Source organism: Pseudomonas pichavaramensis, assembly GCF_050473265.1.
Lineage (GTDB): Bacteria > Pseudomonadota > Gammaproteobacteria > Pseudomonadales > Pseudomonadaceae > Aquipseudomonas.
In genome coordinates, this window is record NZ_JBJKFJ010000004.1 from 74135 (window position 1) to 97201 (window position 23067).

Consider the following 23067-nt stretch of genomic DNA (forward strand, 5'->3'; position numbering starts at 1 on the left):
AAGGAGGCGCCATGAACAACGCCGTAAACAACCCCAAGACCGCCCAATGGCAGGCTTTGAGCCAGGCCCACCATCTGGCGCCGTTCAGTGACTACAAGCAGCTGGCCGAGAATGGCCCGCGTATCATCACCGAGGCCAAAGGCGTGCACCTGTGGGACAGCGAGGGACACAAGATCCTCGATGGCATGGCCGGTCTGTGGTGCGTGGCGGTCGGTTATGGCCGTGAGGAGTTGGTCGAAGCTGCCACTACGCAGATGCGTCAGCTGCCGTTCTACAACACCTTCTTCCAGACCGCCCACCCGCCGGTGCTGGAGCTGGCTGCGGCGATTGCCAAGCTGGCGCCGGCCGGCATGAACCACGTGTTCTTCACCGGTTCGGGGTCCGAGGGCAACGACACCATGCTGCGCCTGGTGCGCCACTACTGGGCATGCAAGGGGCAGCCTGCGAAGAAGATTGTCATCGGCCGCGAGAACGGCTATCACGGTTCCACCGTGGCCGGCGCCAGCCTCGGCGGCATGAAATTCATGCACGAGCAGGGCGACCTGCCGATCCCCGGCATCGCCCATATCCCGCAGCCATATTGGTTCGGCGAGGGTGGCGAGCAGTCGCCGGAAGCGTTCGGCATCTGGGCCGCCGACCAGCTGGAGAAGAAAATCCTCGAACTGGGCGAAGACAAGGTCGCCGCGTTCATTGCCGAGCCGGTGCAGGGCGCCGGTGGTGTGATCATTCCTCCGGATAGCTACTGGCCGCGGATCAAGGAAATCCTCGCCAAGTACGACATCTTGTTCGTGGCTGACGAAGTGATCTGCGGCTTCGGCCGTACCGGCGAGTGGTTCGGCAGCCAGTACTACGACCTCAAACCGGACCTGATGACCATCGCCAAGGGCCTGACCAGCGGCTACGTGCCGATGGGCGGGCTGATCGTCAGCGACAAGGTGTTCGAGGCCATCGAGGCGCATGGCGACTTCAACCACGGCTTCACCTATTCCGGGCATCCGGTGGCGGCGGCGGTGGGCCTGGAGAACCTGCGCATTCTCAAGGAAGAAGGCATTGTCGAACGGGTCAAGGCAGAAACTGCGCCGTACTTGCAGAAGCGTCTGCGTGAGCTGGTGGATCACCCGCTGGTGGGCGAAGTGCGCGGTCTCGGTATGCTCGGCGCCATTGAATTGGTGCAGGACAAGGCCAGCCGTAAACGTTTCTCTGGTGATGTGGGCGTGGGTATGGTGTGTCGCGGTCACTGCTTTGCGAACGGTCTGATCATGCGCGCTGTGGGCGACACCATGATCATCGCACCGCCGCTGGTGATCAGCCAGGCGGAAGTGGACGAGCTGGTGGAAAAGGCACGCAAGTGCCTGGATCTGACCTGGGAGCAGGTACGTAGTCAGGCTTGAGCTCTTGGTTCGCGGGGAGGGGCTTTAGCTACGACAGGAAAAGCTCGCGGCTAAAGCCCCTCCCACAAGAACAACGAAACCCCGCGACCGGTGACGGTCGCGGGGTCTTGTTCGATACGCGCGGGTGTTGCCTCAGAGCGCATCCTGCATGTGCTTGCGCAGGGCAACCAGATCATCGCGCAGCTCGCCCAGCTGTTCGATGTTCAGGCCCGAGGCCCTGAGAATGCAGGCTGGCAGAGCTTTGGCCTGTTCATGAAGGGCACGCCCCTTGTCGGTCAGGTACAGTTGCACCACGCGTTCATCCTGACTGCTGCGCTGACGCTGCAACAGGCCCTCGCTTTCCAGGCGCTTGAGCAACGGCGTCAATGACCCAGGGTCGGTCAACATGCGTGAGCTGATCTCGCTGACGGTAATGCCCTCGTTTTCCCATAGCACCAGCATCGCCAGGTATTGCGGGTAGGTAAGACCCAGCGCCTGCAGCAACGGCTTGTAGGTCTTGGTCATCATCAGCGAGGTGGAATAAAGGGCGAAGCACAGCTGGTTGTCCAGCATGAGTTCGGCGCAGGGTTCCACTGGGGTGGTCATGGCGTTGGCCTGTGCAAGGGTGGTCGGTTCTGTCGATTAAGTGGTGCGAGTCAACTCGCACCACCGACGTTATCAGCCGCAGGACACGCGGGTGATCACGCGCTGGGCATCGACGTTGAGATTAAGGCGTTGGCCATTGTATTCCAAGGTCACCACGCTGTTGGGTGTCAGTACGCGAGCTGTGCTGGCGCCTGCCTGCTGGCGCGCCTGCTCGAGCAGTTCAGGTGTCGCTGTCTGGCCCTTCAGATGTTCTACCGCCGAGGACGTGCAACCAAGGCTGGGGTCGGCAGGCTTGGCGGCCGGTTCGGATTGTTCGGCGGTGCTGCTGCAGCCTGCAGCGAACAGGGCAGCGGTGACGATCAGGCTGAGGCGGGTATTTAGGTTCAAAGCTGTGGGCTCCTTTTGCATGGATATAGCCGTCATTGCGGGCTTTCTAAGCGTGCCAGGCGTTCTTCGAGCGCCGCAACGCGCGCTTCGAGTTCGACCAGTCGATCTTCGTTAGGTGCCGCGGCCTCGCCACGGCCGCTCGGGCGGCTGGCCAGCAGGTTTTCCAGATCGGCGGATTCCCCCAGCAAGTGCATGTAACGGTCTTCGCGTTGGCCACTCTGACGTGGCAGCAGCATGACCAGACCGCGCGCGATCAGGCGCTCCAGCTGGTGCTGGATTTCGGCCACGTCATCGAAGTCGTACATGCGGTTGCTGCGGGTGAGCAGCTCATTGAGCGTTTGCGGTCCGCGCAGCATGAGCAGGCCGAGCAGTACGGTCTGTGGCTTGACCAGCTCCAGTTGCTTGTCGCAGCGCTGCTCCCAGCGATCCGCGCGGCTGCCCATCTGCAGATGCACCAGATTACGGCCTTCCAGGCTGCGCAGGTAACGGCCGACTTCGCCGGACTCCAGGTTCATCAGTGGTTCGCGGCTGGTTTTCTGATTGCAGGCCAGTTGCACGGCATTGAGCGTCAACGGGTAGGTCTCCGGCGTGGTCAGCTGCTTTTCTATGAGGCAGCCGAGAATTCGCACTTCGACGGCATGCAGCGGAGTTTCACCAACCAGAGGAGAGGGGGCGTGGGACATGGACCGATCCTGGCAGAAAGAACCTGTCTAGGTTAACGGCATCCGCACTCAGTCGACAGGTCTCAATGTGTGTTCGAGTGTGGCGTTCGGCTAAGCTGACGGCCGTTACTCAACGGAGAGCGCCATGAACCAGAACAAGAAAGTCGCTTTGATCATCGGTGCCGGCGACGCTACGGGTGGGGCAATCGCCCGGCGTTTTGCCCGGGAAGGTTATGTGGCCTGCGTCACCCGGCGCAGCCTGGACAAGTTGCAACCGCTGCTGGACGAGATTCGCGGTGACGGCGGAGAGGCTCATGGCTTCGCCTCCGATGCGCGGCGCGAAGAGCAGGTGGCGGAACTGGTCGAGAGTATCGAGCGTGATATCGGGCCCATCGAAGTGATGGTGTTCAATATCGGCGCCAATGTGCCCTGCAGCATTCTCGACGAAACCGCGCGCAAGTATTTCAAGATCTGGGAAATGGCCTGCTTCGCCGGCTTCCTGACCAGTCAGGCGGTGGCCAAGCGCATGGTCGGACGTGGTCGCGGCACCATCCTGTTCACCGGGGCGACGGCTGGTTTGCGAGGGGCGGCCGGATTCGCCGCCTTCGCTGGTGCCAAGCACGGCATCCGTGCGTTGGCACAGAGCATGGCGCGCGAACTGGGGCCGTTGAACGTCCACGTGGCCCATGTGGTGGTGGATGGCGCCATCGATACGGCCTTCATCCGTGACAGTTTTCCCGAGTTGTATGCCCGGAAGGATCAGGGTGGCATCCTCGATCCCGAGCATATCGCCGACAACTATTGGTTCCTGCATACCCAGCCGCGTGATGCCTGGACCTTCGAGCTGGACCTGCGTCCGTGGATGGAGCGCTGGTAACCTGTGCAAGCCGATAACCAAAATAACGAGTGAGTGAAGCTGATGAGCAAAACGGTGGAGTTCTTCTTCGACCTGGGCAGTCCGGCGTCCTATCTGGCCTATACCCAGCTACCGGCGCTGTGCCGCGACTGTGGTGCTGCGCTGGTTTACCGGCCGATGCTGCTGGGTGGCGTATTTCAGGCGACGGGGAATGCCTCGCCGGCGATGATCCCGGCAAAGGGGCGCTACATGATTCGCGACCTGGCGCGTTACGCCGAGCGCTATGGCGTGCCGATGCGTTTCAATCCACATTTTCCGATCAACACCCTGACGCTGATGCGTCTGCTGGTGGCGGTGCAATTGCATCAGCCCGAGCGTCTCGACGATGCACTGCAGGTGCTGTTCCGGGCGATTTGGGTCGACGGGGTCAACATGGGCGACCCTCTCAAGGTCGCTGAAGCACTGGCAGCGGCCGGCTTCGATGCTTTGGTGCTGCAGCAGCAGATTGCCGAAGCGGCGGTGAAGGAAGCGCTGAAGGCGACCACTGAGGAGGCGGTCAAGCGTGGCGTGTTCGGCGCCCCGACCTGTTTCGTCGGTGACGAGATGTTCTTTGGCCAGGATCGTCTGGAGTTCGTGCGTGAGGCATTGAGTCGTTGAGGCCTGGCACAATGGGCGGACTGTTTTTCGACGACTCGAGCAAGCGATGAATCCCGAAGCATTGAAACTCCTGGTGACCCGCCGCATGCCCTACGGCAAGTACAAGGACCGGCTGATTGCTGACCTGCCAGGCCACTACCTCAATTGGTTCGCCCGCGAGGGTTTCCCCAAGGGCGAGCTGGGCCAGCTGTTGGCTTTGATGCAGGAGATCGACCACAACGGCCTCAAGCCGTTGCTCGATCCGCTGCGCGACCGTTCGTAGATCTGCCCGGGTTGCATCCGGCTACATTAAGCTCCGACGCCTCGTAGGGCGGGTTGCACCCGCCCTACGACTGCGCGTACAGAAAATGTCAGTACCCCTGCAGGCCTTTGGTGCGCACGGCGCACCCTACGCCTGGGTTGGCGTCAGTGCCAGTTGCGACCGTGATCGAGCTTCTGGTCTACCAACCATTTACCGTGCGCGATGGACGCGTGCTGGGCTTTGCTCAGGTCGTCCATGAAGGCATAGTCCACCGGCAAGGTCTGGCGTTTGCTGGTTTTGCCATCTGGATCGGTGATCTGGCAACCACCAGCCCAAGGGGTTGGCAGGCCGGGATGCTCCATCACGCTGGCTTGAATGGTGTGGTCGCGGTGGGTGCAGGTCAGTACGCTCATGAGGCCACCTTCTTGATCAGGGTGCCGCCCCTCGGTGTCGACGCCACACCGAGGTTCCAGCCACGAGCCGGTAGCGGCGCCGCGTGGATGAGTGGTGCGTCTATTACCTTACCCTAGCGCAGATGCTGGCTTCCTGAGCATTACCCGACAAACGCACAGGGCCGGCATTGGCCGGCCCTTTGCTCGATCGCTGCGTGCTATTCGGTTGCCTGGCTGGTCTTGCCGGCGTTACGTGGCTTGGGCGCGAAGCGTGCGGCCAGACGCATCGACACGGTTACCAGGCGCTGATAAAGCGCTGGCATGCTGCGCTGCATCCAGTCCAGTACATGGGCGTCGGCGCCGATGAGGATGCGCCGCTTGTTGGCCAGCACGCCACCCACTATGACCTTGGCCGCCTGTTCCGCCGTGGTCCGCAGTAACTGGTCGTTGAACTGCTGGCGCGCCTGCTCGGCTTCCTGGCCGGTGACCTTGGCCAGGCTGTCGTTCATGCGTGCGGTTTTGGCGATATTGGTGCGAATCCCACCGGGGTGCACGCAACTGGCGGAAACCCCGCAGTTGGCCATGTCCAGCTCCTGGCGCAGCGACTCGGTAAAGCCGCGCACGGCGAACTTGCTGGCGTTATAGGCGCTCATCCCGGGTTGCGAGAACAGCCCGAAGACACTCGACACGTTGATCACATGGCCCTGGCCGGCATTCCTGAGATAGGGCAGGAACGCCTTGGTGCCGTTGACCACACCCCAGAAGTTGATGTTCATGATCCACTCGTAGTCGGCGTGGTCGTTGCCTTCCACCGTGCCGCCCTGAGCGACGCCGGCATTGTTGAAGATGGCATTGACCCGGCCGAACTCGACGACGATCTGCTCCGCCCAGGCTTCGACGGCGGCGCGGTCGGCAACGTCGACACGCTGCTCGCTGACGGTGACACCCAGTTTGCGCGCCTGCTCGGCAGTCTCCTTGAGCCCCTCGACGTTGACGTCGGAGAGTGCCAGATGACAACCCTGACGCGCCAGATGATAGGCGAGGGCGCGACCAATGCCGGAGCCGGCGCCAGTGATGGCGGCTACCTTGTTCTCGAAGGACTTCATACGGTGGCCTCCTGTACATCGAGGGAGATGGCGTTGCTCTGCGCCGGGTGAACAGCCTGCTGGCGGCTGAAGTGGTAGGCATGCGGATCGAAGTGGCGAGTCAGCATGCGAAAACGCCAGGTGAAGCCGGGCCACACCGTGCAGTTGCGCCCGCTGACCGGATGCAGGTACCAGCTCATGCAGCCCCCGGCATTCCATACCGTGCTGCCCAGAGTGCCCTGGATTTTGCTATTGAAGGCGTCCTGCGCTTCGCGCTTGGGTTCCAGACTCTGCAGGTGACCGTCGTCGATTTGGCGCAGCGCGCCGAGCACGTAGGTGATCTGCGACTCGATCATGTAGACCATGGAGTTATGGCCAAGCCCGGTATTCGGCCCCATCAGGAAGAACAGGTTGGGGAAGCCGGCTGTCATGGTGCCTTTGTAGGCTTCCGGACCTTGCGGCCAGGTGTCGAGCAGGTCGACACCGCCGCGACCGAACACCGTGCCGCGCGGCAGCGGGTCGCTGGGAGTGAAGCCGGTACCAAAGATGATCGCGTCGACGCCGCGTTCCTGACCGTCGGCGGTGCGCACGCCATGTGGCAGGATCTCGGCGATGCCGTCGGTAATCACCTCGACGTTGGCCTGGGTCAGCGCCGGGTAGTAATCGTTGGAGATCAGCACGCGCTTGCAGCCCATGGTGTAGTCCGGGGTGACCTTGGCGCGCAGCAGCGGGTCCTTGATCTGCTTCTTGATGTACAGTTTGGCGATCCCCTGGGCCATGCGCAGTAGACGTGGGGCGAAGGCGAAGGCGATCACCCGGCTCTCGAGGATGCTGTACAGGGCGCCGCGCCAGAGCTTCTGCGCCAGCGGGAAGCGCTTGAAGCGGCTGCGCTCGTTGTCACGGATGGCGCGATCCGGCTTGGGCATGATCCACGGCGCGGTGCGTTGGTAGAGATCGAGGTGCTCGACCTGCTTCTGGATCTGCGGCACGAACTGGATGGCCGAGGCGCCGGTGCCGATCACCGCCACACGTTTGCCGGACAGGTCGTAGTCGTGGTTCCACTGCTGCGAGTGGAACACCTCGCCATTGAAGTTCTCCAGGCCCTTGAGCGCGGGAATCGATGGCGTGGACAAGGCGCCCATCCCCGACACCACAAACTGCGCACTGTAGCGGTTGCCGGCGCGATCCAGCAGGTGCCACCGCTCGGCTTGTTCGTCCCAGCGGATCTCCACCACCTCGGTGCCCAGCAGGGTCTTGTCCTGCAGGCGATATTTCTCCCAGCAACCCTCCAGGTAGGATTTGATTTCCGGCTGCTTGGCAAACATCCGCGTCCAGTTCGGATTCGGCTCGAAGGAGAAGGAGTACAGGTGCGATTGCACGTCGCAACCGCAGCCAGGGTAGTTGTTCACCCGCCAGGTGCCGCCGATGCCGGCCTCCTTTTCGAATAGCAGGAAGTCCTGCTCGCCCTGCTGCTTGAGGCGCATCGCCATGCCAAGGCCGGAAAAGCCGCTGCCGAGGATGGCGATCTTGCAGTGGCGGGCAGCGGTAGGGGGTGACACGGGCGCATTCATGGCCGGACTCCTGCTTGTCGTTCTTATTGGGGTCTACATCTGTATGCCAAGGTAGACAGATGTATACTCGGCGGCAAGGTGTCGGACCGACAAGCCAACTTTAGATAGGGGAAGGGATGCACAGAGACGAAGCGCAGGTGCGCGACAGGGCTGGCGAGGCGCCTGGCAAACGCCTGCTGATGGAGGCGGCGTTACGCCTCACCTCAACCAGTCGCAGCCTCAGCAGCCTGGGCCTGCGCGAGCTGGCGCGCGAGGCGGGCCTAAACCCCAATACCTTCTATCGGCACTTTCGCGATGTCGACGATCTTGGCCTGAGCGTGATCGGCGAGATCACCCGCCTGTTGCGTCAGCCATTGCGTGACCTGCGGCGCGAGGCAGCGCAGCGCGCGGTCAAGGAGCAGGGGGCGATGCTGCCCACATTACTGGGTATCGACCTTGGGCGCGGGCGGCGGGTGTGTCACGAGACGGTACAGCTGTTCTTCGATTTCGTGGCCGCCCACCCCGAGGCGTTCATCATCGGCGTGCGCGAACTGCACGGTGCCTCACTGGTGCTGCGTGAGGCCCTGCGTCAGGTGATGGACGATTTTGCCGAGGACATGGCTGAGGACATCATCGAGTTCAAGCTGCTGCCGGGGCTCGTCAGCGAGGCCGCCGTGCGCCAGGTTTCAGGGCTGATCAGTCGCAGTCTGTTCGAGCAGTCGCTGGACTACATCGGCCAGCCGCATCGGCGCGAAGCGATCTGTGCGCTGGCCGAGGAGCAGATCGTCATGCTGTTCACCGGCGCCAGCGTCTTGCAGAGCATGGGACAGCTGCGCTTGGGCTGACGCGCCCGGGACGCTCGTTTCTCCATAGGGTGCGCTGTGCGCACCGAGCTCTCGCCCGTGGTGCGCATGGCGCACCCTACGAGGGAAGGAACACGGGCGGCTTGAGCCGCCCGAAGGAACATCAGTTATTGAAGCCGAGGCGTTCGCGCCAGCGGTTCTCCAGTTTTTCGGTGTCGTGATCCATAGGGTGGAAGCCGGGGCGATAGTAATCCAGGTAAGGCCCGATCAACTTGGTGAAGAAGCCGTTACGCGGGCCGAACAGTTTCTTCAGGCCGAACCCCCAGCTGCGCCAGTTGAACAACTGACCATCCTTGCGCAGCAGGTGGATCTGGAACCAGCCGATGACGCCGAGAAAAATCACGGTGGTCAGCATCATCACCAGCGTTCGAGTGAAGTAGCCGCCATAGACTTTCTGGTAGACGTCGTAGCAAACCGCCTTGTGCTCGTTCTCTTCGATCGCGTGCCACATCCACAGCTGATAGAGTTTGGGATCGTTCATCTGGGTGGTGAGGTCTTCGCGTTTGAGCAACTGCTCGGCCATGGTCGCGGTGAAATGCTCCAGCGCGCAGGTGGCCGCCAGGCGCTGCTTCTTGGTACTGAAGCGGGTGACCCACTCCAGCAGGACCTTGATGCGCAGCTCCAGGCGTTCCAGGTCGATATCGTGGGCATTGGCGTAGTCGTTGTACGCCGCGTGCTCCTTGGAATGCATGGCCTCCTGGCCGATGAAGGCGCTGATGTCCTTCTTCAGCTGCGGCTCGCTGACCTGGTCGCGCACCGCGCGCACGCTGTCGACGAAGAACTTCTCGCCGTAGGGAAACAGCGACGACAGGTTGTTCATGAACTGGCTCATGAAGGGGTCGCCGTAGAACCAATACTTCGGCGTTTCGCTGAAGCTGAAATCCATGCGACGAACCGGAAAGCTGGATTTTGGCTGGGGCAGGGTGGCGCTGGCGCTCATCGTTCGAGTCCTCTTATGGGGAGTTGGCGCTCCCGATTGTTGTACGGCTCCAGGTGACAGCATTCGGGTAGAGGTCGTCGGACCCCGACAGGCCAACTGTGTCATTGAACGATGTAACTATCGGACGTGGCAGCGCCTAGCGCCGCCAACTTAAGGCGGGTGTGCCGCAGGGCGGCCAGAGGAAGGTACGCCCCGGCCAGAGATGCCGGGGCGTGGGGTTGCGGTTCAGGGTGTATTGCGGCGCAGTTCGGCCACTTCACTGCGCAGCGCGCGCAATTCGTCGAGAATGGCCTGCTCACGTGCTGCAGCGGCTTGTTCCTCTGCGTTGGGCTCATGGGTGCTCTGCATGGCGTTGACGATCACCGCGATGAACAGGTTGAGCATCATGAAGGTGGCGATGAGGATGTAGGGCACGAAGAACAGCCAGGCCAGCGGATGTTGCTCCATGATCGGGCGTACTATCCCCATCGACCAGCTCTCCAGGGTCATCACCTGGAACAGGGTGTACAGGCTGGCGCCGATGTTACCGAACCACTCGGGGAAGCTCGCGCCGAACAGTTGGGTGGTCATCACCGCCGCGACATAGAACACCAGGCCCATCAGCATGACGATGCTGCCCATGCCAGGCAGCGAAGCGAGCAGCGCCTGCACCACTTTGCGCATGCTTGGGTTGATCGACACCAGACGCAGCACCCGCAGTACGCGCAAGGCGCGCAGAACAGCAAAAGGACCGCTTGCCGGTACCAGGGCGATGCCCACGACCAGGCAGTCGAACACGGCCCATGGGTTGCGCAGCAGGGCGATGCCGTGAGCGGCGAGGCGCAGTGCCAGCTCGATCACGAAGCAGGCGAGAATCAGGCTGTCGAGGATCAGCAGCGGTTTGCCCCAGTCGGCCATGATCGAGGGTGAGGTCTGCAGGCCGAGAATGGCGGCGTTGACGATGATCAGCAGGGTGACCAGGCGCTGTACGGGTGTACCGTCCATGAATGCGCCCAGGCGCTGGCGCCAGTCGGGTGATTGGTCGAGTTGGAATTCTTGCATGGTCAGTTCGGCGAGAAAGTCGATGGGCATCAGAGAGCGACCCGCTGCGAGCAGCGGGTCCAAAGGCTCAATGATCGTCTAGTGCGAAGGCGGTCAGGGTGAAGGTGGCGATGCCTGCGTCCTGCAGTTTCTGCGAGCCGCCCAGTTCGGGCAGGTCGATGATGGCGGCGGCTTCGAAGACATTCGCGCCCATGCGTCGCACCAGATTGGCTGCGGCGATCAGGGTGCCGCCGGTGGCAATCAGGTCATCGAAGATCAGCACCGAGTCGCCCTCGCACAGGCTGTCGGCGTGAACCTCGAGGAAGGCTTCTCCATACTCGGTCTGATAGCCCTCGCTCAGCACGTCGGCAGGGAGCTTGCCCTGCTTGCGGAACAGCACCAGCGGCTTGTTCAGTTCGTAGGCGATGATCGAGCCGATCAGGAAGCCGCGTGCATCCATGGCACCGATGTGGGTGAACTCGGCTTCGACGTAGCGCTGGATGAAACTGTCGGCCACCATGCGCAGCGCGCGTGGCGATTGGAAAAGCGGAGTGATATCGCGGAAGATCACGCCCGGTTTGGGAAAGTCCGGTACCGGGCGGATCAGGGTCTTGATGCTGAATTCGTCGAAAATCATCGTCGGGTCCTGAATGCGTTGAGCCCGCGACACCGGTGCGAACTCAGACGTCTAGATTGCCACCGGCCAGGGCACACAGCTCGATGGGATCGAGAATGTGCACTTCCTTGCCTTCGGCTTCGAGCAGCTTGTTCTGCTGAAAGCGGGTAAATACGCGAGACACCGTCTCGACCGCAAGGCCCAAATAGTTACCAATTTCGTTGCGCGACATGGCCAGGCGGAATTGGTTGGCTGAGAATCCACGGGCACGGAAGCGCGCGGAGAGGTTGACCAGGAAGGTTGCAATACGTTCGTCTGCGGTCTTCTTCGAAAGCAGCAGCATCATCTGCTGATCATCGCGAATCTCGCGACTCATGATGCGCATCAGCTGGCGGCGTAGTTGAGGTAACTGCAGGGCCAGGTCATCCAGGCGCTCGAAGGGAATCTCGCAGACTGATGTGGTTTCCAATGCCTGGGCGGAAACCGGGTAGCGCTCGCCGTCGACGCCGGAGAGGCCTACCAGTTCGCTGGGCAGGTGGAAGCCGGTGATCTGTTCTTCGCCACCGTCACTCAGGCTGAAGGTTTTCAATGCCCCCGAGCGAACGGCGAACACGGAGCCGAAGGCATCGCCCTGACGGAACAGGAACTCGCCTTTCTTCAGCGGACGGCCACGCTTGACGATCTCGTCCAGCGCGTCCATGTCCTCCATGTTCAGGGAGATGGGCAGGCACAGGGCAGCCAGGCTGCAATCCTTGCAATGGGCTTGATGTTGCGTACGCAACTTGATGCTCTCGGACATCGTTGGGCTTCCCGATATACACGCAATGCTCGTAAGGGTACCGCAGGGTGCGGGCAGGGGCTAGCCATATGAGGCCTGACCATCTGCTCAAGTTTGGCCCGTAGGTGCCGATTGAGAGTCGTAGAGTTTCGTCCAATGCAGGGAGCAGCGCGATGCGTATCGAGCCAAGTGGTCATTTGCGCAATCTGGTTCAGGGTGTCCAGCGACAATTCACCGCAGCAGAGCCGACTCCGGAAGAGGTGCGCGAGGGGCTGCGGGTGAGCCTGTCCGAGTTAGGCAAGCAGCTGGCCTCCAAGTCCGAGAAGAATCAGGACATCGACGACAGCGATCTGCCTGCGGCGATCAAGGACCTGCTCAAGCAGATCCGTGAACTGCAGGCAAAGATCGCCGAGAAACAGGCTGAGCTGGAGTCGGTGGCGGGTGATCGGTCTCTGGATGACGATACCCGGCGCCTGCGTCTGGACGCGTTGCGAACCGAACTGGCCTCGCTCAATGCTGCGCTTACGTCGGCCAATGCCACGCTGATCAAACTCATGCACGAGAACGGCCTGAGCAATGAGCAGATGACTGCCGTCGCAAGCCTGGCGATGCCCTGATCTGTCAGATCACCCGCGAGAAGCGCTGACGCACCTGTTCGTTCAGGTAACGGTCGAACAGCATGCATAGCGAGCGCACCAGCAGCCTTCCGGCAGGCATTACCTCGATACTGTCTTCGCCGAGGGCAATCAGGCCGTCACGATCAAGCTGTTGCAAGTCGTCCCAAAGCGCGGCGAAGTAATCGCGAAAGTCGATGGCATAGGCCTTTTCGATATCGGCGAATTCAAGCCGGAAATGGCAGATCAGTTGTTGGATCACCGCGCGGCGCAGACGGTCGTCCGCGTTGCAGTGCAAGCCACGTCGTGTGGCCAGTTGTCCGTTGCTCAGGCTTTGCTGGTAACTGGCAATATCGCTGTCGTTCTGGCTGTACAGGTCGCCGACCTGGCTGATGGCGGAGACGCCCAGGCCGATCAGGTCACAGTGGCCGTGGGTGGTGTAACCCTGGAAGTTGCGTTGCAGCGTGCCTTCTTCCTGAGCGATGGCCAGCTCGTCGTCCGGTAGGGCGAAGTGGTCCATGCCGATATAGCGATAGCCCGCCTTGGCCAACTGTTCGATGCTGGCCTGCAGCATCGTGAGCTTGTTCGCCGGAGAGGGAAGATCCTCGCTGTTGATGCGCCGCTGTGGCATGAAACGCTCGGGGAGATGGGCGTAGTTGAACACCGAAAGCCGGTCCGGTTGCATCGCGATGATTTCGCCAACGGTACGCGCGAAGCGCTCCGGTGTCTGTTTGGGCAGGCCGTAGATCAGGTCGATGTTCACCGAGCGGAACTGCAGGGTGCGCGCGGCTTCGACGATGGCGCGGGTTTCCTCCAGCGTTTGCAGGCGATTGACCGCGCGCTGCACCTCCGGGTCGAGATCCTGCACACCCAGGCTGACCCGATTGAAGCCCAGTTCGCGCAACAACCCCATGGTCGACCAGTCCGCTTCGCGCGGGTCGATCTCGATGCTGTAATCACCGGAGTCGTCCAGCAGGTTGAAATGCTGGCGCAGGTGCTGCATCAGTCGACGCAGTTCATCGTGGCTGAGAAAGGTGGGTGTGCCGCCGCCGAAGTGCAGTTGCTCGATGACCTGTTCCTTGCCGATGTAGCGGCTGACCATCTCGATCTCGCGCTCGAGCTTTTCCAGGTAGGGCAGAGCGCGACCACGGTCCTTGGTGATGACCTTGTTGCAGGCGCAGTAGTAGCAGATGTGCGCGCAGAACGGGATATGGATGTACAGCGACAGGGGGCGACCAGCCTTGCGACTGTCACGCAGGGCATGCAGCAGGTCGAACGGACCGATGTCGTCGTGGAATTGCACGGCGGTCGGGTACGAGGTGTAGCGTGGGCCGGCGAGATCGTAGCGGCGGATCAGATCGGCGTCCCACTGGATGGCGTCGAGCATGGGAAATAATCCTGGTCAGGCTTTGTGGCCAGTCTAGGGATGCTGCTGATCGGGGGCTTGATCTGAATCAAGAGCAGGCGGGGTGTGGTGGGTTGTCGCTGTCCGAACCGGGCTGAATGCGTGCTGGGTGAGTGCTCAGTGACCCATCAGCCAGTGTTGGTGCGGGCCAGGCAGGGTCCAGATGCCGAACAGAATGACCAGCAAGCCGCCGGCCATACGGATTCCGCGTTGGCGCAGCAGGGCTGTGATGTGTTCGGCAGCGAGGCCGGTGGCCAGCAGCACCGGCCAGGTGCCCAGGCCGAATGCCAGCATCAGCAGAGCACTGATCCGAGCATCGCCCTGGCTGGACGCCCACAGCAGGGTGCTATAGACCAGGCCACAAGGCAGCCAGCCCCACAAGCCGCCGAGCACCAGGGCGCGTGGCACGCTGCTGACCGGCATGAAGCGGCGGGTCAGCGGTTGGATGTACCGCCACAGGCCACGGCCGAGCGCCTCGATACGGGTCAGGCCGCTCCACCAGCCTGCCAGGTACAGGCCCATGGCGATCAGTAGCAGGGCTGCCAGGCTGCGCATCACGACTTCGGCGGCACTGCCACGCACGGCCCAGCCCGCCAGACCGAGCAGCAGCCCAGCGGCGCTGTAGCTGAGAATGCGCCCGAGGTTATAGGCCAGCAGCAACTGCAGCCGGCGAGCGCGTTGTTCTGGCGGGATAGCCAGGGTCAGTGCGCCCATCAGACCGCCGCACATCCCCAGGCAATGGCCGCCGCCGAGCAGGCCGAGAATCAGGGCTGACACCAGCAGGGGTGCCAGTTCAAGCATCGGGCTTGTCCTGCTTGCTCTGCTCTTCGGCCTGTTCGACGCCTGCTTTGTGCAGCGGGTCCTCATCATCGAAGAGAATGCTGTGTGCGGGACCGTCGAGGTCATCGTACTGGCCGCTGTCCACCGCCCAGAAGAACAGCCAGATGGCGAAGGCGACCAGGGCGATGGCCACGGGAATCAGGATGTAGAGCGCAGGCATGCTTTCTCCGGAGCGGGTGATGGTGCTTGTTGCCGCCATCGCGGTGGTGGCTTTGGTGGATCGGCAAGGCGTGATCCACCCTGCGCAGTCCGCCCGGTCGGGCTTGCTGCCACCATTGTGGCTAGCGGCTCAGGCGCAGGGCATTGAGCACGACCAGCAACGAGCTGAATGACATGCCAACCGCCGCCCAGATCGGGGTGATCCAGCCAAGGGCGGCGAATGGCAGTATCGAGCCATTGTACAGCGTCGCCCAGCCCAGGTTCTCGATGATGATACGGCGTGTGCGTTTGGCCATGCTCAGGCTCTGCACCAGGCTGCTCAGGCGGTTGGAGAGCAGCACGGCATCGGCACTGGTCTTGGCCAGATCAGAGGCGGAGCCCATGGCCACGCTGATATCGGCTGCAGCTAGCACCGGCACGTCGTTGACGCCATCGCCAAGCATCAGCACGCGGCGCCCTTCGGCATGTAGCTGCTTGAGTACGGCCAGCTTGGCATCCGGTGTCAGGCCGCCACGGGCGTCCTCGATGCCGAGCTGGTTCGCGACCTCGCCGACCATCGGTGAGCTGTCGCCCGACAGCAGATGGATATTCCAACCGCGCTCGCGGGCGGCGGCGATCAGCTCGGGGGCATCGTCGCGCATGCGATCATCGAGGACGAACCAGGCCAGTGGCCCCTGTTCGTCGCCCAGCAGCAACCACTGGCCGTGCGCTCCTGCAATCTCCGGTATGTCTTGGCCGCTCAGCGCGCAGACGAAGCGGGCCTCGCCGATACGCAGCAGGTGGCCGTCGACACTGCCCTGCAAGCCTAGTCCTGGGTGACTGTCGACCGCGTCGGCGGCTCTTGGCGCCTGGCCGAAGGCGCGGGAAATGGGGTGCTCGGAGCGATTCTCCAGAGCGGCGGCCAGGGCCAGGCAACTGTCCTGATCGAGCTCGCGTAGCGGATGAATGGCGCTGAGGGTCAGGCACCCCTCGGTGAGCGTGCCGGTTTTGTCCAGCACCAGCGTGTCGATATGGTTGAGCCCTTCGAGTACATGGCCGCGGGTCAGCAGCATACCCAGCTTGTGCAAGCTGCCGGTTGCGGTGGTCAGCGCCGTCGGCGTCGCCAGGGCCAGTGCGCAGGGGCAGGTGGCCACCAGCAGGGCAAGCACGACCCAGAAGGCGCGGCTGGAGTCGATTTCCCACCAGATGAAACCAACCAGGGCTGCGGCCACCAGGATGAACAGCAGAAACCACTGCGAAACGCGGTCGGCGATCTCCGCCAGGCGTGGCTTCTCGCTCTGTGCGCGTTCGAGCAGGCGCACGATGGCGGACAGCCGGGTGGCATCGCCCAGCGCCTGGACTTCGACGGTCAGCGGGCCTTCGACGTTGAGTGTGCCGGCGGTGACGCTGTCGCCGATGGCGCGGGCTTGCGGCAGGTATTCGCCGGTCAGTAGCGATTCGTCGACGCTGGATTGCCCGGCGACAATGCGTCCGTCTGCGGGAATCAGCGAGCCGGGCTGCACCAACACCTGTTCGCCGACCTGTAGCTCGCTGAGCAGGATGCGCTGGCTCTGACCGTCTTCGGCCAGGCGCAGGCAGGAGGCAGGCAGCAGTTGCACCAGCTGCGCCGTCGCCGCGGCGGTGCGTTCTCGGGCGCGGCGTTCCAGATAGCGGCCGGCCAGAAGGAACAAGGCAAACATGCCTACAGCATCGAAATACAGTTCGCCGACGCCGGTCACTGTGGACCAGATGCCGGCGACATAGGCGCCGCCGATGGCCAGGGAGACGGAGATGTCCATGGTCAGGTGGCGGGTGCGCAGGTCGCGCAGGGCACCGCGGAAGAACTGGCCGCAGCAGTAGAAGACGATGGGGGTGGTCAGAAAGAGGCTGGTCCAGCGCAGGATCTTGTCCAGCTCCGGAGTCAGGTCGACATTGAATTCCGGCCATGTGGCCATGGCCGCCATCATCACTTGCATCCACAGCAGGCCGGCCACGCCCAGCTCGCGCATGCGTCTGCGGTTCTCCGCCGCCAGCCGCTCGGCTGCTTCGTCTGCGTGCCAGGGATGGGCGGCGTAACCGATGCGGCGCAGCTCGTTGAGTAGTTTGCTCAGCGGAATCTGGCTGTCCTGCCAGCGCACCTGCAGGCGGTGGTTGGACAGGTTCAGGTGTGCTTCGGCTACGCCCGGAACGCCGCGCAGGTGCTTTTCGATCAGCCAGCCGCAGGCGGCGCAACTGATGCCCTCGATCAGCAGCTGGGTCTCGCTCAGCTCGCCCTCGTGCTGGACGAACGGCTGTTGCACGTCACTGCGGTCGTATAGTGCCAGTTCGTCGGGTAATGCCTTGGGCAGGGCCTGCGGGTTGGCGGCATTCTCGCTGCGGTGGCTGTAGTAGTGCTCCAGGCCACCGGCAACGATGGCTTCGGCTACGGCTTGGCAGCCGGGGCAGCACAGATCGCGAGTCTGGCCGAGGATCACGGCATGGAAGCGGCTACCGGTAGGAACCGGCAGGCCGCAGTGATAGCAGGGAGTAGGGGCGGGCATGATCAGTAGGAGGGATTGTCACCGATCTTGATGGCCTGGCCATCGGCGACGTTCTCCTCCTCGAACAGGCGCCAGCTCTGGCTGCCTTCCTGACCCAGCAGTTCGACGAAGCGACGCCCGCTGACCTGGTCGACCATCTGGCCGCGGTAATTGCCATCGCTACCGGGCTGCAGAATCACCCGGCGATCGCGCTCAGGTTGGGTCGGCGAGATCAGATTGAGGACGATCTGCTGTGGGCGGCTATTGCCCTCCAGCGCAAGAGTCGCGACGCCAGTGCTGCCGTCGAGCACCAGTTCGCCATGCAGTTGCAGGCGCTCGGCCAGTTTCTCGCGTTCCAGAGATTGGTTGATGCCCTTGCCGACGTCGTAATAGTCATCGGAAATCAGGCCTGGTGGATTGCGTGTGGCCAGTGTGAGCAGGGCCAGGCCCTGCACCACGGAATAGCCCAGCAGGGCGATGATGAACCAGGGCCAGAACTGCTTGTACCAGGGTTTGGCTGGCGATGGTGCGTGCTCGGTCATGCTCTTTCCGTTGTCAGCGGACGCTTGGGCCGATGAAGCGGCTGTCGGCGTCGTTCTTGATACTGGGGTCGTCCGCGGATTGTACGTGGAAGACAATGTTGTTGGCGCTCGACGGCAGTTTCTCTGGTGCGATGGAGAGTTCCACCGGGAAGGAATAGACCTCGCCCGCCAGGGCACGAACTTCGCGCTTGCCTTCGTAGACCAGGCCGTCGAGGCCATCGGCAGTGATCACGTAGGTCATGTCGTGCTGCGCCTTGTTCATGATCTTCAGGGTATAGACGTTCTCGATATGGCCGCGCTCGTTCTCGCGGAACAGCACACGGTCCTTGAGCACGTCCAGTTCCACCAGCGGGCGGTTGGCCACGGCCCAGGCGAACAGGCCGATCATGGCCACGAGCGCGACAGCGTAACCGATCAGGCGCGGGCGCAGCAGATGGGTCTGGCGGCCGGACAGGTTGTGTTCAGTGGTGTAGCTGATCAGCCCCTTCGGATAGTTCATCTTCTCCATGATGCTGTCGCAGGCGTCGATGCAGGCCGCACAACCAATGCACTCGATCTGCAGGCCGTCACGGATGTCGATGCCGGTGGGGCAGACATGCACGCACATCTTGCAGTCGATGCAGTCACCGAGCCCTTGGGCCTTGTAGTCGGCGTCCTTCTTGCGTGGGCCGCGTGCTTCACCGCGACGCGGGTCGTAGGACACGATCAGGGTGTCCTGGTCGAACATCACGCTCTGGAAGCGCGCATAAGGACACATGTAGATGCACACCTGCTCGCGCAGATAGCCGGCGTTGCCGTAGGTGGCGAGGGTGAAGAAACCCACCCAGAACAGCGCCCAACCGCTGGCCTGCAGCGTCAGCAATTCGGGGATCAGGTCGCGGATGGGGGTGAAGTAGCCGACGAAAGTGATCGCGGTGAGCAGGGACACGCCCAGCCAGATGCCATGCTTGGCCACCTTGCGCGCCAGCTTGTTGCCGCTCATTTGCTGCTTGTCCAGCTTCATGCGCTGGTTGCGGTCGCCTTCGGTGACCTTCTCGGCCCACATGAATACCCAGGTGAACACGCTTTGCGGGCAGGTGTAACCACACCAGACACGGCCGGCGAACACGGTGATGAAGAACAGGCCGAAGGCGCAGATGATCAGCAGCCAAGACAGCAGCATGAAATCCTGCGGCCAGTAGGTGGCGCCGAAGATATGGAACTTGCGTTCCGGCAGGTTCCACCAGACGGCCTGACGACCCTCCCAGTTCAACCAGGCGGTGCCGAAGAACAGAATGAACAGCAGTGCTCCGCCTGCGAGGCGCAGGTTGCGGAACAGGCCGGTGAATGCGCGGGTGTAGATCTTCTCGCGGCTGGCGTACAGATCGACGCTGGCATTCTTGGCTGAAGGAGGGGTGATGTCCTGGACGGGAATCTGTTCGCTCATCAATGCATACCACGGCGGTTAGTTGGCAGCCCGGGCCGATGCGTGCCGGTCAGGGTCAGTTCACGGTGGCTATATGGTACGCCTGAAAGACAACGCCCGGGTGCGACCAGCAGTCGCGACCCGGGCGTTCATTGACCCTTGTCAAAAGAGTCGTTCTGCGCTTACTGCTCTTGCGCCTTGTGCGACAGGCTGTAGACGTAAGCGGCCAGCAGGTGCACCTTGTCGTTGCCGAGGAATTCTTCCTGGGCTGGCATCTTGCCGTGACGACCGTAGCGGATGGTCTGCTGCAGTTGCGCGTAGCTGCTGCCGTAGATGAACGCTGCCGGGTTGGTCAGGTTTGGTGCGCCCAGGGCAGGGGTGCCCTTGCCATCGGCGCCGTGGCAGGCGAAGCAGGTGCCGGCGAAGACCTTCTGGCCCGCTTCGATATCGGCTTCCACGCTTTCCGGCAGTTCGCGACCGGCCAGTTGGGTCAGAACGTAGGCGGCGACGTTACGTACACCGTCTTCACCGATAACCGGCCCTTGAGCAGGCATGGCGCCTTCACGGCCCTTGAGGATGGTGGTCTTGATGGTTTCCGACTCGCCGCCCCAGCGCCATTCGCTGTCGGTCAGGTTGGGGAAGCCATAGCTGCCCTTGGCATCGGAGCCGTGGCAGACCGAGCAGTTGGAGGCGAACAGACGGCCACCCATTTTCAGGGCTTGCTCGTCCTTGGCCACTTCCTCGATGGGCATGGCGGCGTATTTGGCGAACAGCGGGCCGTATTGCTCATCGGCACGCGCCATTTCCTTCTCCCACTGGTGCACGCCGGTCCAACCGGAGTGACGCATGGAGCCGTCGGCGATCTGCACGCCAGCAGCGAAAGGCGTTTCCTTTTCGCTGTCGACGTAGTCGTAGCCCGGCAGCAGGCCTTTCCAGTTACCCAGGCCTGGGTACAGGACCAGGTAGCCGAGGGCGAAGATGATGGTGGCAACGAACAGCATGAACCACCACTTGGGCAGCGGATTGTCATACTCCTCGATGCCATCGAAGCTGTGACCGACGGTTTCTTCGGTCACTTCCTGGCGTTGGCCCTTGCGGGTGCCGAAGATCAGCCAGGTCAGGGCGAAAATGGTGCCCAGGGAGAGGATGGTTACGTACCAACTCCAGAACGTGGTCATTGGTTATTGCTCCTGGAAGAGTCTTGGTCGCGCTTGGTTTCGGGATCGTCGGCGAAGGGCAGGTTGGCGGCCTCGTCGAAGCTCGACTTGCGTTTGCTGCTGTAGGCCCAGAGCACTACGCCGATAAAGGCGATGAACACCACTGCCGTGCCGATTCCGCGAATAGTCCCGATATCCATGGCGTCTTACCGTTTGTTCTTGATGGAAGTGCCGAGGACCTGCAGGTACGCAACCAGTGCGTCCATTTCGGTCTTGCCTTTCACAGCGTCGCGAGCACCGGCGATGTCTTCGTCGGTGTATGGGATGCCGAAGCCACGCATGACTTCCATCTTCTTCGCGGTGTCCTTGCCGTTGAGAGTGCCTTCCACCAGCCAGGGATAGGCCGGCATCTTCGACTCGGGGACGACGTTGCGCGGGTTGTACAGGTGAGCGCGATGCCACTCGTCCGAGTAACGGCCGCCGACGCGGGCCAGGTCCGGACCGGTACGCTTGGAGCCCCACAGGAAGGGGTGATCCCAGACGCTTTCGCCGGCGACGGAGTAGTGGCCGTAGCGCTCGGTTTCGGCGCGGAACGGACGGATCATCTGCGAATGGCAGCCGACACAGCCTTCACGGATGTAGATGTCGCGACCTTCCAGTTGCAGGGCGGTGTAGGGCTTGAGGCCTTCGACCGGCTCGTTGGTGACGTCCTGGAAAAACAGCGGGACGATCTGAGTCAGGCCACCGATGCTGACGGCAATCACCATCAGCAGCGCCATCAGACCGATATTCTTCTCGATGATTTCGTGTTTCATCAGTGAGCTACTCCGGCGGGAATCTGCGCAGCCACATCGTATTCAGCCGGCTTGGCGGCACGCACGGTGCGGAAGGTGTTGTAGGCCATCAGCAGCATGCCGGTGACGAAGAAGGCGCCGCCGATCATGCGCACGACATAGCCTGCATGGCTGGCTTCCAGCGCTTCGACGAAGGAGTAGGTGAGGGTGCCGTCTTCGTTGACTGCGCGCCACATCAGACCCTGAGTGATGCCATTGACCCACATCGAGGCGATGTAGAGCACGGTGCCGATGGTGGCCAGCCAGAAGTGCGCGTTGATCAGGCCGATGCTGTGCATCTGCTCGCGACCGAACACTTTCGGGATCAGGTGATACAGCGAACCGATGGAGATCATCGCTACCCAGCCGAGGGCGCCGGCGTGTACGTGGCCGATGGTCCAGTCGGTGTAGTGCGACAAGGCGTTGACGGTCTTGATCGCCATCATCGGGCCTTCGAAGGTGGACATGCCGTAGAAGGCCAGGGATACCACCAGGAAGCGCAGGATCGGGTCGGTGCGCAGCTTATGCCAGGCGCCGGACAGGCTCATCATGCCGTTGATCATGCCGCCCCAGCTCGGTGCCAGCAGAATCACCGACATCGCCATGCCGAGGGACTGCGCCCAGTCCGGCAGAGCGGTGTAGTGCAGGTGGTGCGGGCCGGCCCAGATGTACAGGGTGATCAGTGCCCAGAAGTGCACGATCGACAGGCGATAGGAGTAGATCGGACGCTCGGCCTGCTTGGGCACGAAGTAGTACATCATGCCCAGGAAGCCGGTGGTCAGGAAGAAGCCTACGGCGTTGTGGCCGTACCACCACTGGATCATCGCGTCGGTGGCGCCAGCATACATGGAGTAGGACTTGGTCAGGTTGACCGGCACTTCCATGCTGTTGACGATGTGCAGCATCGCGGTCACCAGGATGAAGGCACCGAAGAACCAGTTGCCCACATAGATGTGCTTGGTCTTGCGCTTGACGATGGTGCCAAAGAACACCAGCAGGTAGGTGATCCAGACGATGCCAAGGAGGATGTCGATCGGCCACTCGAGCTCGGCGTATTCCTTGGAGCTGGTGTAGCCCATGGGCAGGGTGATCACCGCGAGAACAATGACCGCTTGCCAACCCCAGAAGGTGAAGGCAGCCAGACCGTCGGAGATCAGGCGCGTTTGACAGGTGCGCTGGACCACGTAGTACGAGGTCGCGAAGAGGGCGCATCCGCCGAAGGCGAAAATCACCGCGTTGGTGTGCAGCGGGCGCAGACGGCCGAAGCTGGTCCACGGCAGGCCCAGGTTGAGTTCTGGCCACACGAGCTGTGCGGCGATGAACACGCCTAGACCCATCCCAATGACCCCCCAGATCACCGTCATAATGGCGAACTGGCGGACCACCTTATAGTTATAAGCAGTCTGACTGATTGCTGTGCTCATGCTAGGGGTTCCACGGTTAATGGATTTTTATGGGGCAAAAATCGGCGGCAAGTATGGAGAAAGCAAGTAGCCATTGCAACGCAACATGCCGGCGCGAATAGGGTTTCAGAGCCTTTTACAGGGCCTGCGGGCAGGCCTTGAAAGTGCTCTGGCTGCTTTTGGCGCAA

The 23067-nt window shown here is 62.2% G+C and carries 26 protein-coding genes; 6 read left to right on the top strand and 20 right to left on the bottom strand.

Annotated features, from left to right (window positions below):
• Nucleotides 1–11: 11 nt before the first annotated feature.
• Nucleotides 12–1391, top strand: coding sequence for an aspartate aminotransferase family protein (locus ACJRW5_RS08000; protein ID WP_484569998.1), 1380 nt, complete (start codon nucleotides 12–14; stop codon nucleotides 1389–1391).
• Nucleotides 1392–1523: 132 nt separating this feature from the next.
• Here the strand turns inward: ACJRW5_RS08000 and ACJRW5_RS08005 are convergent, their stop codons facing one another.
• From ACJRW5_RS08005 to ACJRW5_RS08015, 3 genes are all read right to left on the bottom strand, one after another.
• Nucleotides 1524–1976 carry a MarR family winged helix-turn-helix transcriptional regulator gene (locus ACJRW5_RS08005; RefSeq protein ID WP_484569999.1) on the bottom strand — a complete coding sequence of 151 codons (453 nt, stop codon included), beginning with the start codon at nucleotides 1974–1976 and terminating at the stop codon, nucleotides 1524–1526.
• A gap of 72 nt (nucleotides 1977–2048) precedes the next feature.
• Nucleotides 2049–2363 carry an I78 family peptidase inhibitor gene (locus ACJRW5_RS08010; protein ID WP_484570000.1) on the bottom strand — a complete coding sequence of 105 codons (315 nt, stop codon included), beginning with the start codon at nucleotides 2361–2363 and terminating at the stop codon, nucleotides 2049–2051.
• Between the two features lie 32 nt (nucleotides 2364–2395).
• Nucleotides 2396–3046: a YceH family protein gene (locus ACJRW5_RS08015; RefSeq protein WP_484570001.1), complete on the bottom strand. Its 651-nt coding sequence runs from the start codon at nucleotides 3044–3046 to the stop codon at nucleotides 2396–2398.
• A 124-nt stretch (nucleotides 3047–3170) separates the two neighbouring features.
• Between ACJRW5_RS08015 and ACJRW5_RS08020 the strand changes: the two genes are divergently transcribed.
• From ACJRW5_RS08020 to ACJRW5_RS08030, 3 genes are read left to right on the top strand one after another with little or no spacing between them, the layout of a single operon-like run.
• A complete protein-coding gene (locus ACJRW5_RS08020; protein WP_484570002.1) occupies nucleotides 3171–3902 on the top strand; it encodes an SDR family oxidoreductase in 732 nt (243 codons plus the stop codon).
• A gap of 42 nt (nucleotides 3903–3944) precedes the next feature.
• Nucleotides 3945–4538 carry a DsbA family protein gene (locus ACJRW5_RS08025; protein WP_484570003.1) on the top strand — a complete coding sequence of 198 codons (594 nt, stop codon included), beginning with the start codon at nucleotides 3945–3947 and terminating at the stop codon, nucleotides 4536–4538.
• A gap of 46 nt (nucleotides 4539–4584) precedes the next feature.
• Nucleotides 4585–4800 carry a DUF3820 family protein gene (locus ACJRW5_RS08030; RefSeq protein WP_047587460.1) on the top strand — a complete coding sequence of 72 codons (216 nt, stop codon included), beginning with the start codon at nucleotides 4585–4587 and terminating at the stop codon, nucleotides 4798–4800.
• 143 nt (nucleotides 4801–4943) lie between these two features.
• On the opposite strand, the gene ACJRW5_RS08035 is transcribed toward ACJRW5_RS08030, so the two are convergent.
• The 3 genes from ACJRW5_RS08035 to ACJRW5_RS08045 form a co-directional block, all read right to left on the bottom strand.
• Nucleotides 4944–5192 carry a hypothetical protein gene (locus ACJRW5_RS08035; RefSeq protein WP_484570004.1) on the bottom strand — a complete coding sequence of 83 codons (249 nt, stop codon included), beginning with the start codon at nucleotides 5190–5192 and terminating at the stop codon, nucleotides 4944–4946.
• A 197-nt stretch (nucleotides 5193–5389) separates the two neighbouring features.
• Nucleotides 5390–6277 carry an SDR family NAD(P)-dependent oxidoreductase gene (locus tag ACJRW5_RS08040; protein ID WP_484570005.1) on the bottom strand — a complete coding sequence of 296 codons (888 nt, stop codon included), beginning with the start codon at nucleotides 6275–6277 and terminating at the stop codon, nucleotides 5390–5392.
• Entirely contained in the window at nucleotides 6274–7827 is a 1554-nt protein-coding gene (locus ACJRW5_RS08045; protein WP_484570006.1) for a flavin-containing monooxygenase, read from the bottom strand. Before ACJRW5_RS08045 ends, ACJRW5_RS08040 begins: the two co-directional genes overlap by 4 nt.
• 116 nt (nucleotides 7828–7943) lie before the next feature.
• Here ACJRW5_RS08045 and ACJRW5_RS08050 point away from each other — a divergent pair, with 116 nt between their 5' ends.
• On the top strand, nucleotides 7944–8651 hold the full coding sequence (locus ACJRW5_RS08050) for a TetR family transcriptional regulator (RefSeq protein WP_484570007.1): 708 nt from the start codon (nucleotides 7944–7946) through the stop codon (nucleotides 8649–8651).
• Nucleotides 8652–8772: 121 nt separating this feature from the next.
• On the opposite strand, the gene ACJRW5_RS08055 is transcribed toward ACJRW5_RS08050, so the two are convergent.
• From ACJRW5_RS08055 to fnr, 4 genes are all read right to left on the bottom strand, one after another.
• Entirely contained in the window at nucleotides 8773–9609 is an 837-nt protein-coding gene (locus ACJRW5_RS08055) for a metal-dependent hydrolase (protein ID WP_484570008.1), read from the bottom strand.
• A 225-nt stretch (nucleotides 9610–9834) separates the two neighbouring features.
• Nucleotides 9835–10650: an ion transporter gene (locus ACJRW5_RS08060; protein ID WP_484570263.1), complete on the bottom strand. Its 816-nt coding sequence runs from the start codon at nucleotides 10648–10650 to the stop codon at nucleotides 9835–9837.
• Nucleotides 10651–10717: 67 nt separating this feature from the next.
• Complete coding sequence (locus tag ACJRW5_RS08065) at nucleotides 10718–11266, bottom strand: adenine phosphoribosyltransferase (RefSeq protein ID WP_484570009.1); 549 nt, start codon at nucleotides 11264–11266, stop codon at nucleotides 10718–10720.
• A gap of 43 nt (nucleotides 11267–11309) precedes the next feature.
• Nucleotides 11310–12044, bottom strand: a complete 735-nt coding sequence (gene fnr, locus ACJRW5_RS08070; RefSeq protein WP_024307955.1) for a fumarate/nitrate reduction transcriptional regulator Fnr — start codon at nucleotides 12042–12044, stop codon at nucleotides 11310–11312.
• A 152-nt stretch (nucleotides 12045–12196) separates the two neighbouring features.
• Here fnr and ACJRW5_RS08075 point away from each other — a divergent pair, with 152 nt between their 5' ends.
• The gene (locus ACJRW5_RS08075) at nucleotides 12197–12640 is read left to right on the top strand and encodes a hypothetical protein (RefSeq protein WP_484570010.1); all 444 of its coding nucleotides are present in this window, start codon (nucleotides 12197–12199) and stop codon (nucleotides 12638–12640) included.
• Nucleotides 12641–12644: 4 nt separating this feature from the next.
• Here the strand turns inward: ACJRW5_RS08075 and hemN are convergent, their stop codons facing one another.
• The 10 genes from hemN to ccoN form a co-directional block, all read right to left on the bottom strand.
• The gene (hemN, locus tag ACJRW5_RS08080; RefSeq protein WP_484570011.1) at nucleotides 12645–14024 is read right to left on the bottom strand and encodes an oxygen-independent coproporphyrinogen III oxidase; all 1380 of its coding nucleotides are present in this window, start codon (nucleotides 14022–14024) and stop codon (nucleotides 12645–12647) included.
• A 135-nt stretch (nucleotides 14025–14159) separates the two neighbouring features.
• Complete coding sequence (locus ACJRW5_RS08085) at nucleotides 14160–14843, bottom strand: sulfite exporter TauE/SafE family protein (RefSeq protein ID WP_484570012.1); 684 nt, start codon at nucleotides 14841–14843, stop codon at nucleotides 14160–14162.
• Nucleotides 14836–15042 (bottom strand): cbb3-type cytochrome oxidase assembly protein CcoS, encoded by a 207-nt coding sequence (ccoS, locus tag ACJRW5_RS08090; protein WP_037057038.1) that lies wholly within the window; start codon nucleotides 15040–15042, stop codon nucleotides 14836–14838. The genes ACJRW5_RS08085 and ccoS overlap by 8 nt, the downstream gene beginning before the upstream one ends.
• Before the next feature lie 121 nt (nucleotides 15043–15163).
• Nucleotides 15164–17560 carry a heavy metal translocating P-type ATPase gene (locus ACJRW5_RS08095; RefSeq protein ID WP_484570013.1) on the bottom strand — a complete coding sequence of 799 codons (2397 nt, stop codon included), beginning with the start codon at nucleotides 17558–17560 and terminating at the stop codon, nucleotides 15164–15166.
• Nucleotides 17561–17562: 2 nt separating this feature from the next.
• On the bottom strand, nucleotides 17563–18081 hold the full coding sequence (locus ACJRW5_RS08100; RefSeq protein WP_484570014.1) for a FixH family protein: 519 nt from the start codon (nucleotides 18079–18081) through the stop codon (nucleotides 17563–17565).
• Nucleotides 18082–18094: 13 nt separating this feature from the next.
• Nucleotides 18095–19507 carry a cytochrome c oxidase accessory protein CcoG gene (gene ccoG, locus ACJRW5_RS08105; RefSeq protein WP_484570015.1) on the bottom strand — a complete coding sequence of 471 codons (1413 nt, stop codon included), beginning with the start codon at nucleotides 19505–19507 and terminating at the stop codon, nucleotides 18095–18097.
• Between the two features lie 161 nt (nucleotides 19508–19668).
• Nucleotides 19669–20664 (bottom strand): cytochrome-c oxidase, cbb3-type subunit III, encoded by a 996-nt coding sequence (gene ccoP / locus ACJRW5_RS08110; protein ID WP_484570016.1) that lies wholly within the window; start codon nucleotides 20662–20664, stop codon nucleotides 19669–19671.
• Complete coding sequence (locus ACJRW5_RS08115; protein WP_484570017.1) at nucleotides 20661–20843, bottom strand: cbb3-type cytochrome oxidase subunit 3; 183 nt, start codon at nucleotides 20841–20843, stop codon at nucleotides 20661–20663. The genes ccoP and ACJRW5_RS08115 overlap by 4 nt, the downstream gene beginning before the upstream one ends.
• 6 nt (nucleotides 20844–20849) lie before the next feature.
• Nucleotides 20850–21458 (bottom strand): cytochrome-c oxidase, cbb3-type subunit II, encoded by a 609-nt coding sequence (gene ccoO / locus ACJRW5_RS08120; RefSeq protein WP_484570018.1) that lies wholly within the window; start codon nucleotides 21456–21458, stop codon nucleotides 20850–20852.
• Nucleotides 21458–22900 carry a cytochrome-c oxidase, cbb3-type subunit I gene (gene ccoN / locus ACJRW5_RS08125; RefSeq protein WP_484570019.1) on the bottom strand — a complete coding sequence of 481 codons (1443 nt, stop codon included), beginning with the start codon at nucleotides 22898–22900 and terminating at the stop codon, nucleotides 21458–21460. Before ccoN ends, ccoO begins: the two co-directional genes overlap by 1 nt.
• Nucleotides 22901–23067 lie beyond the last annotated feature (167 nt).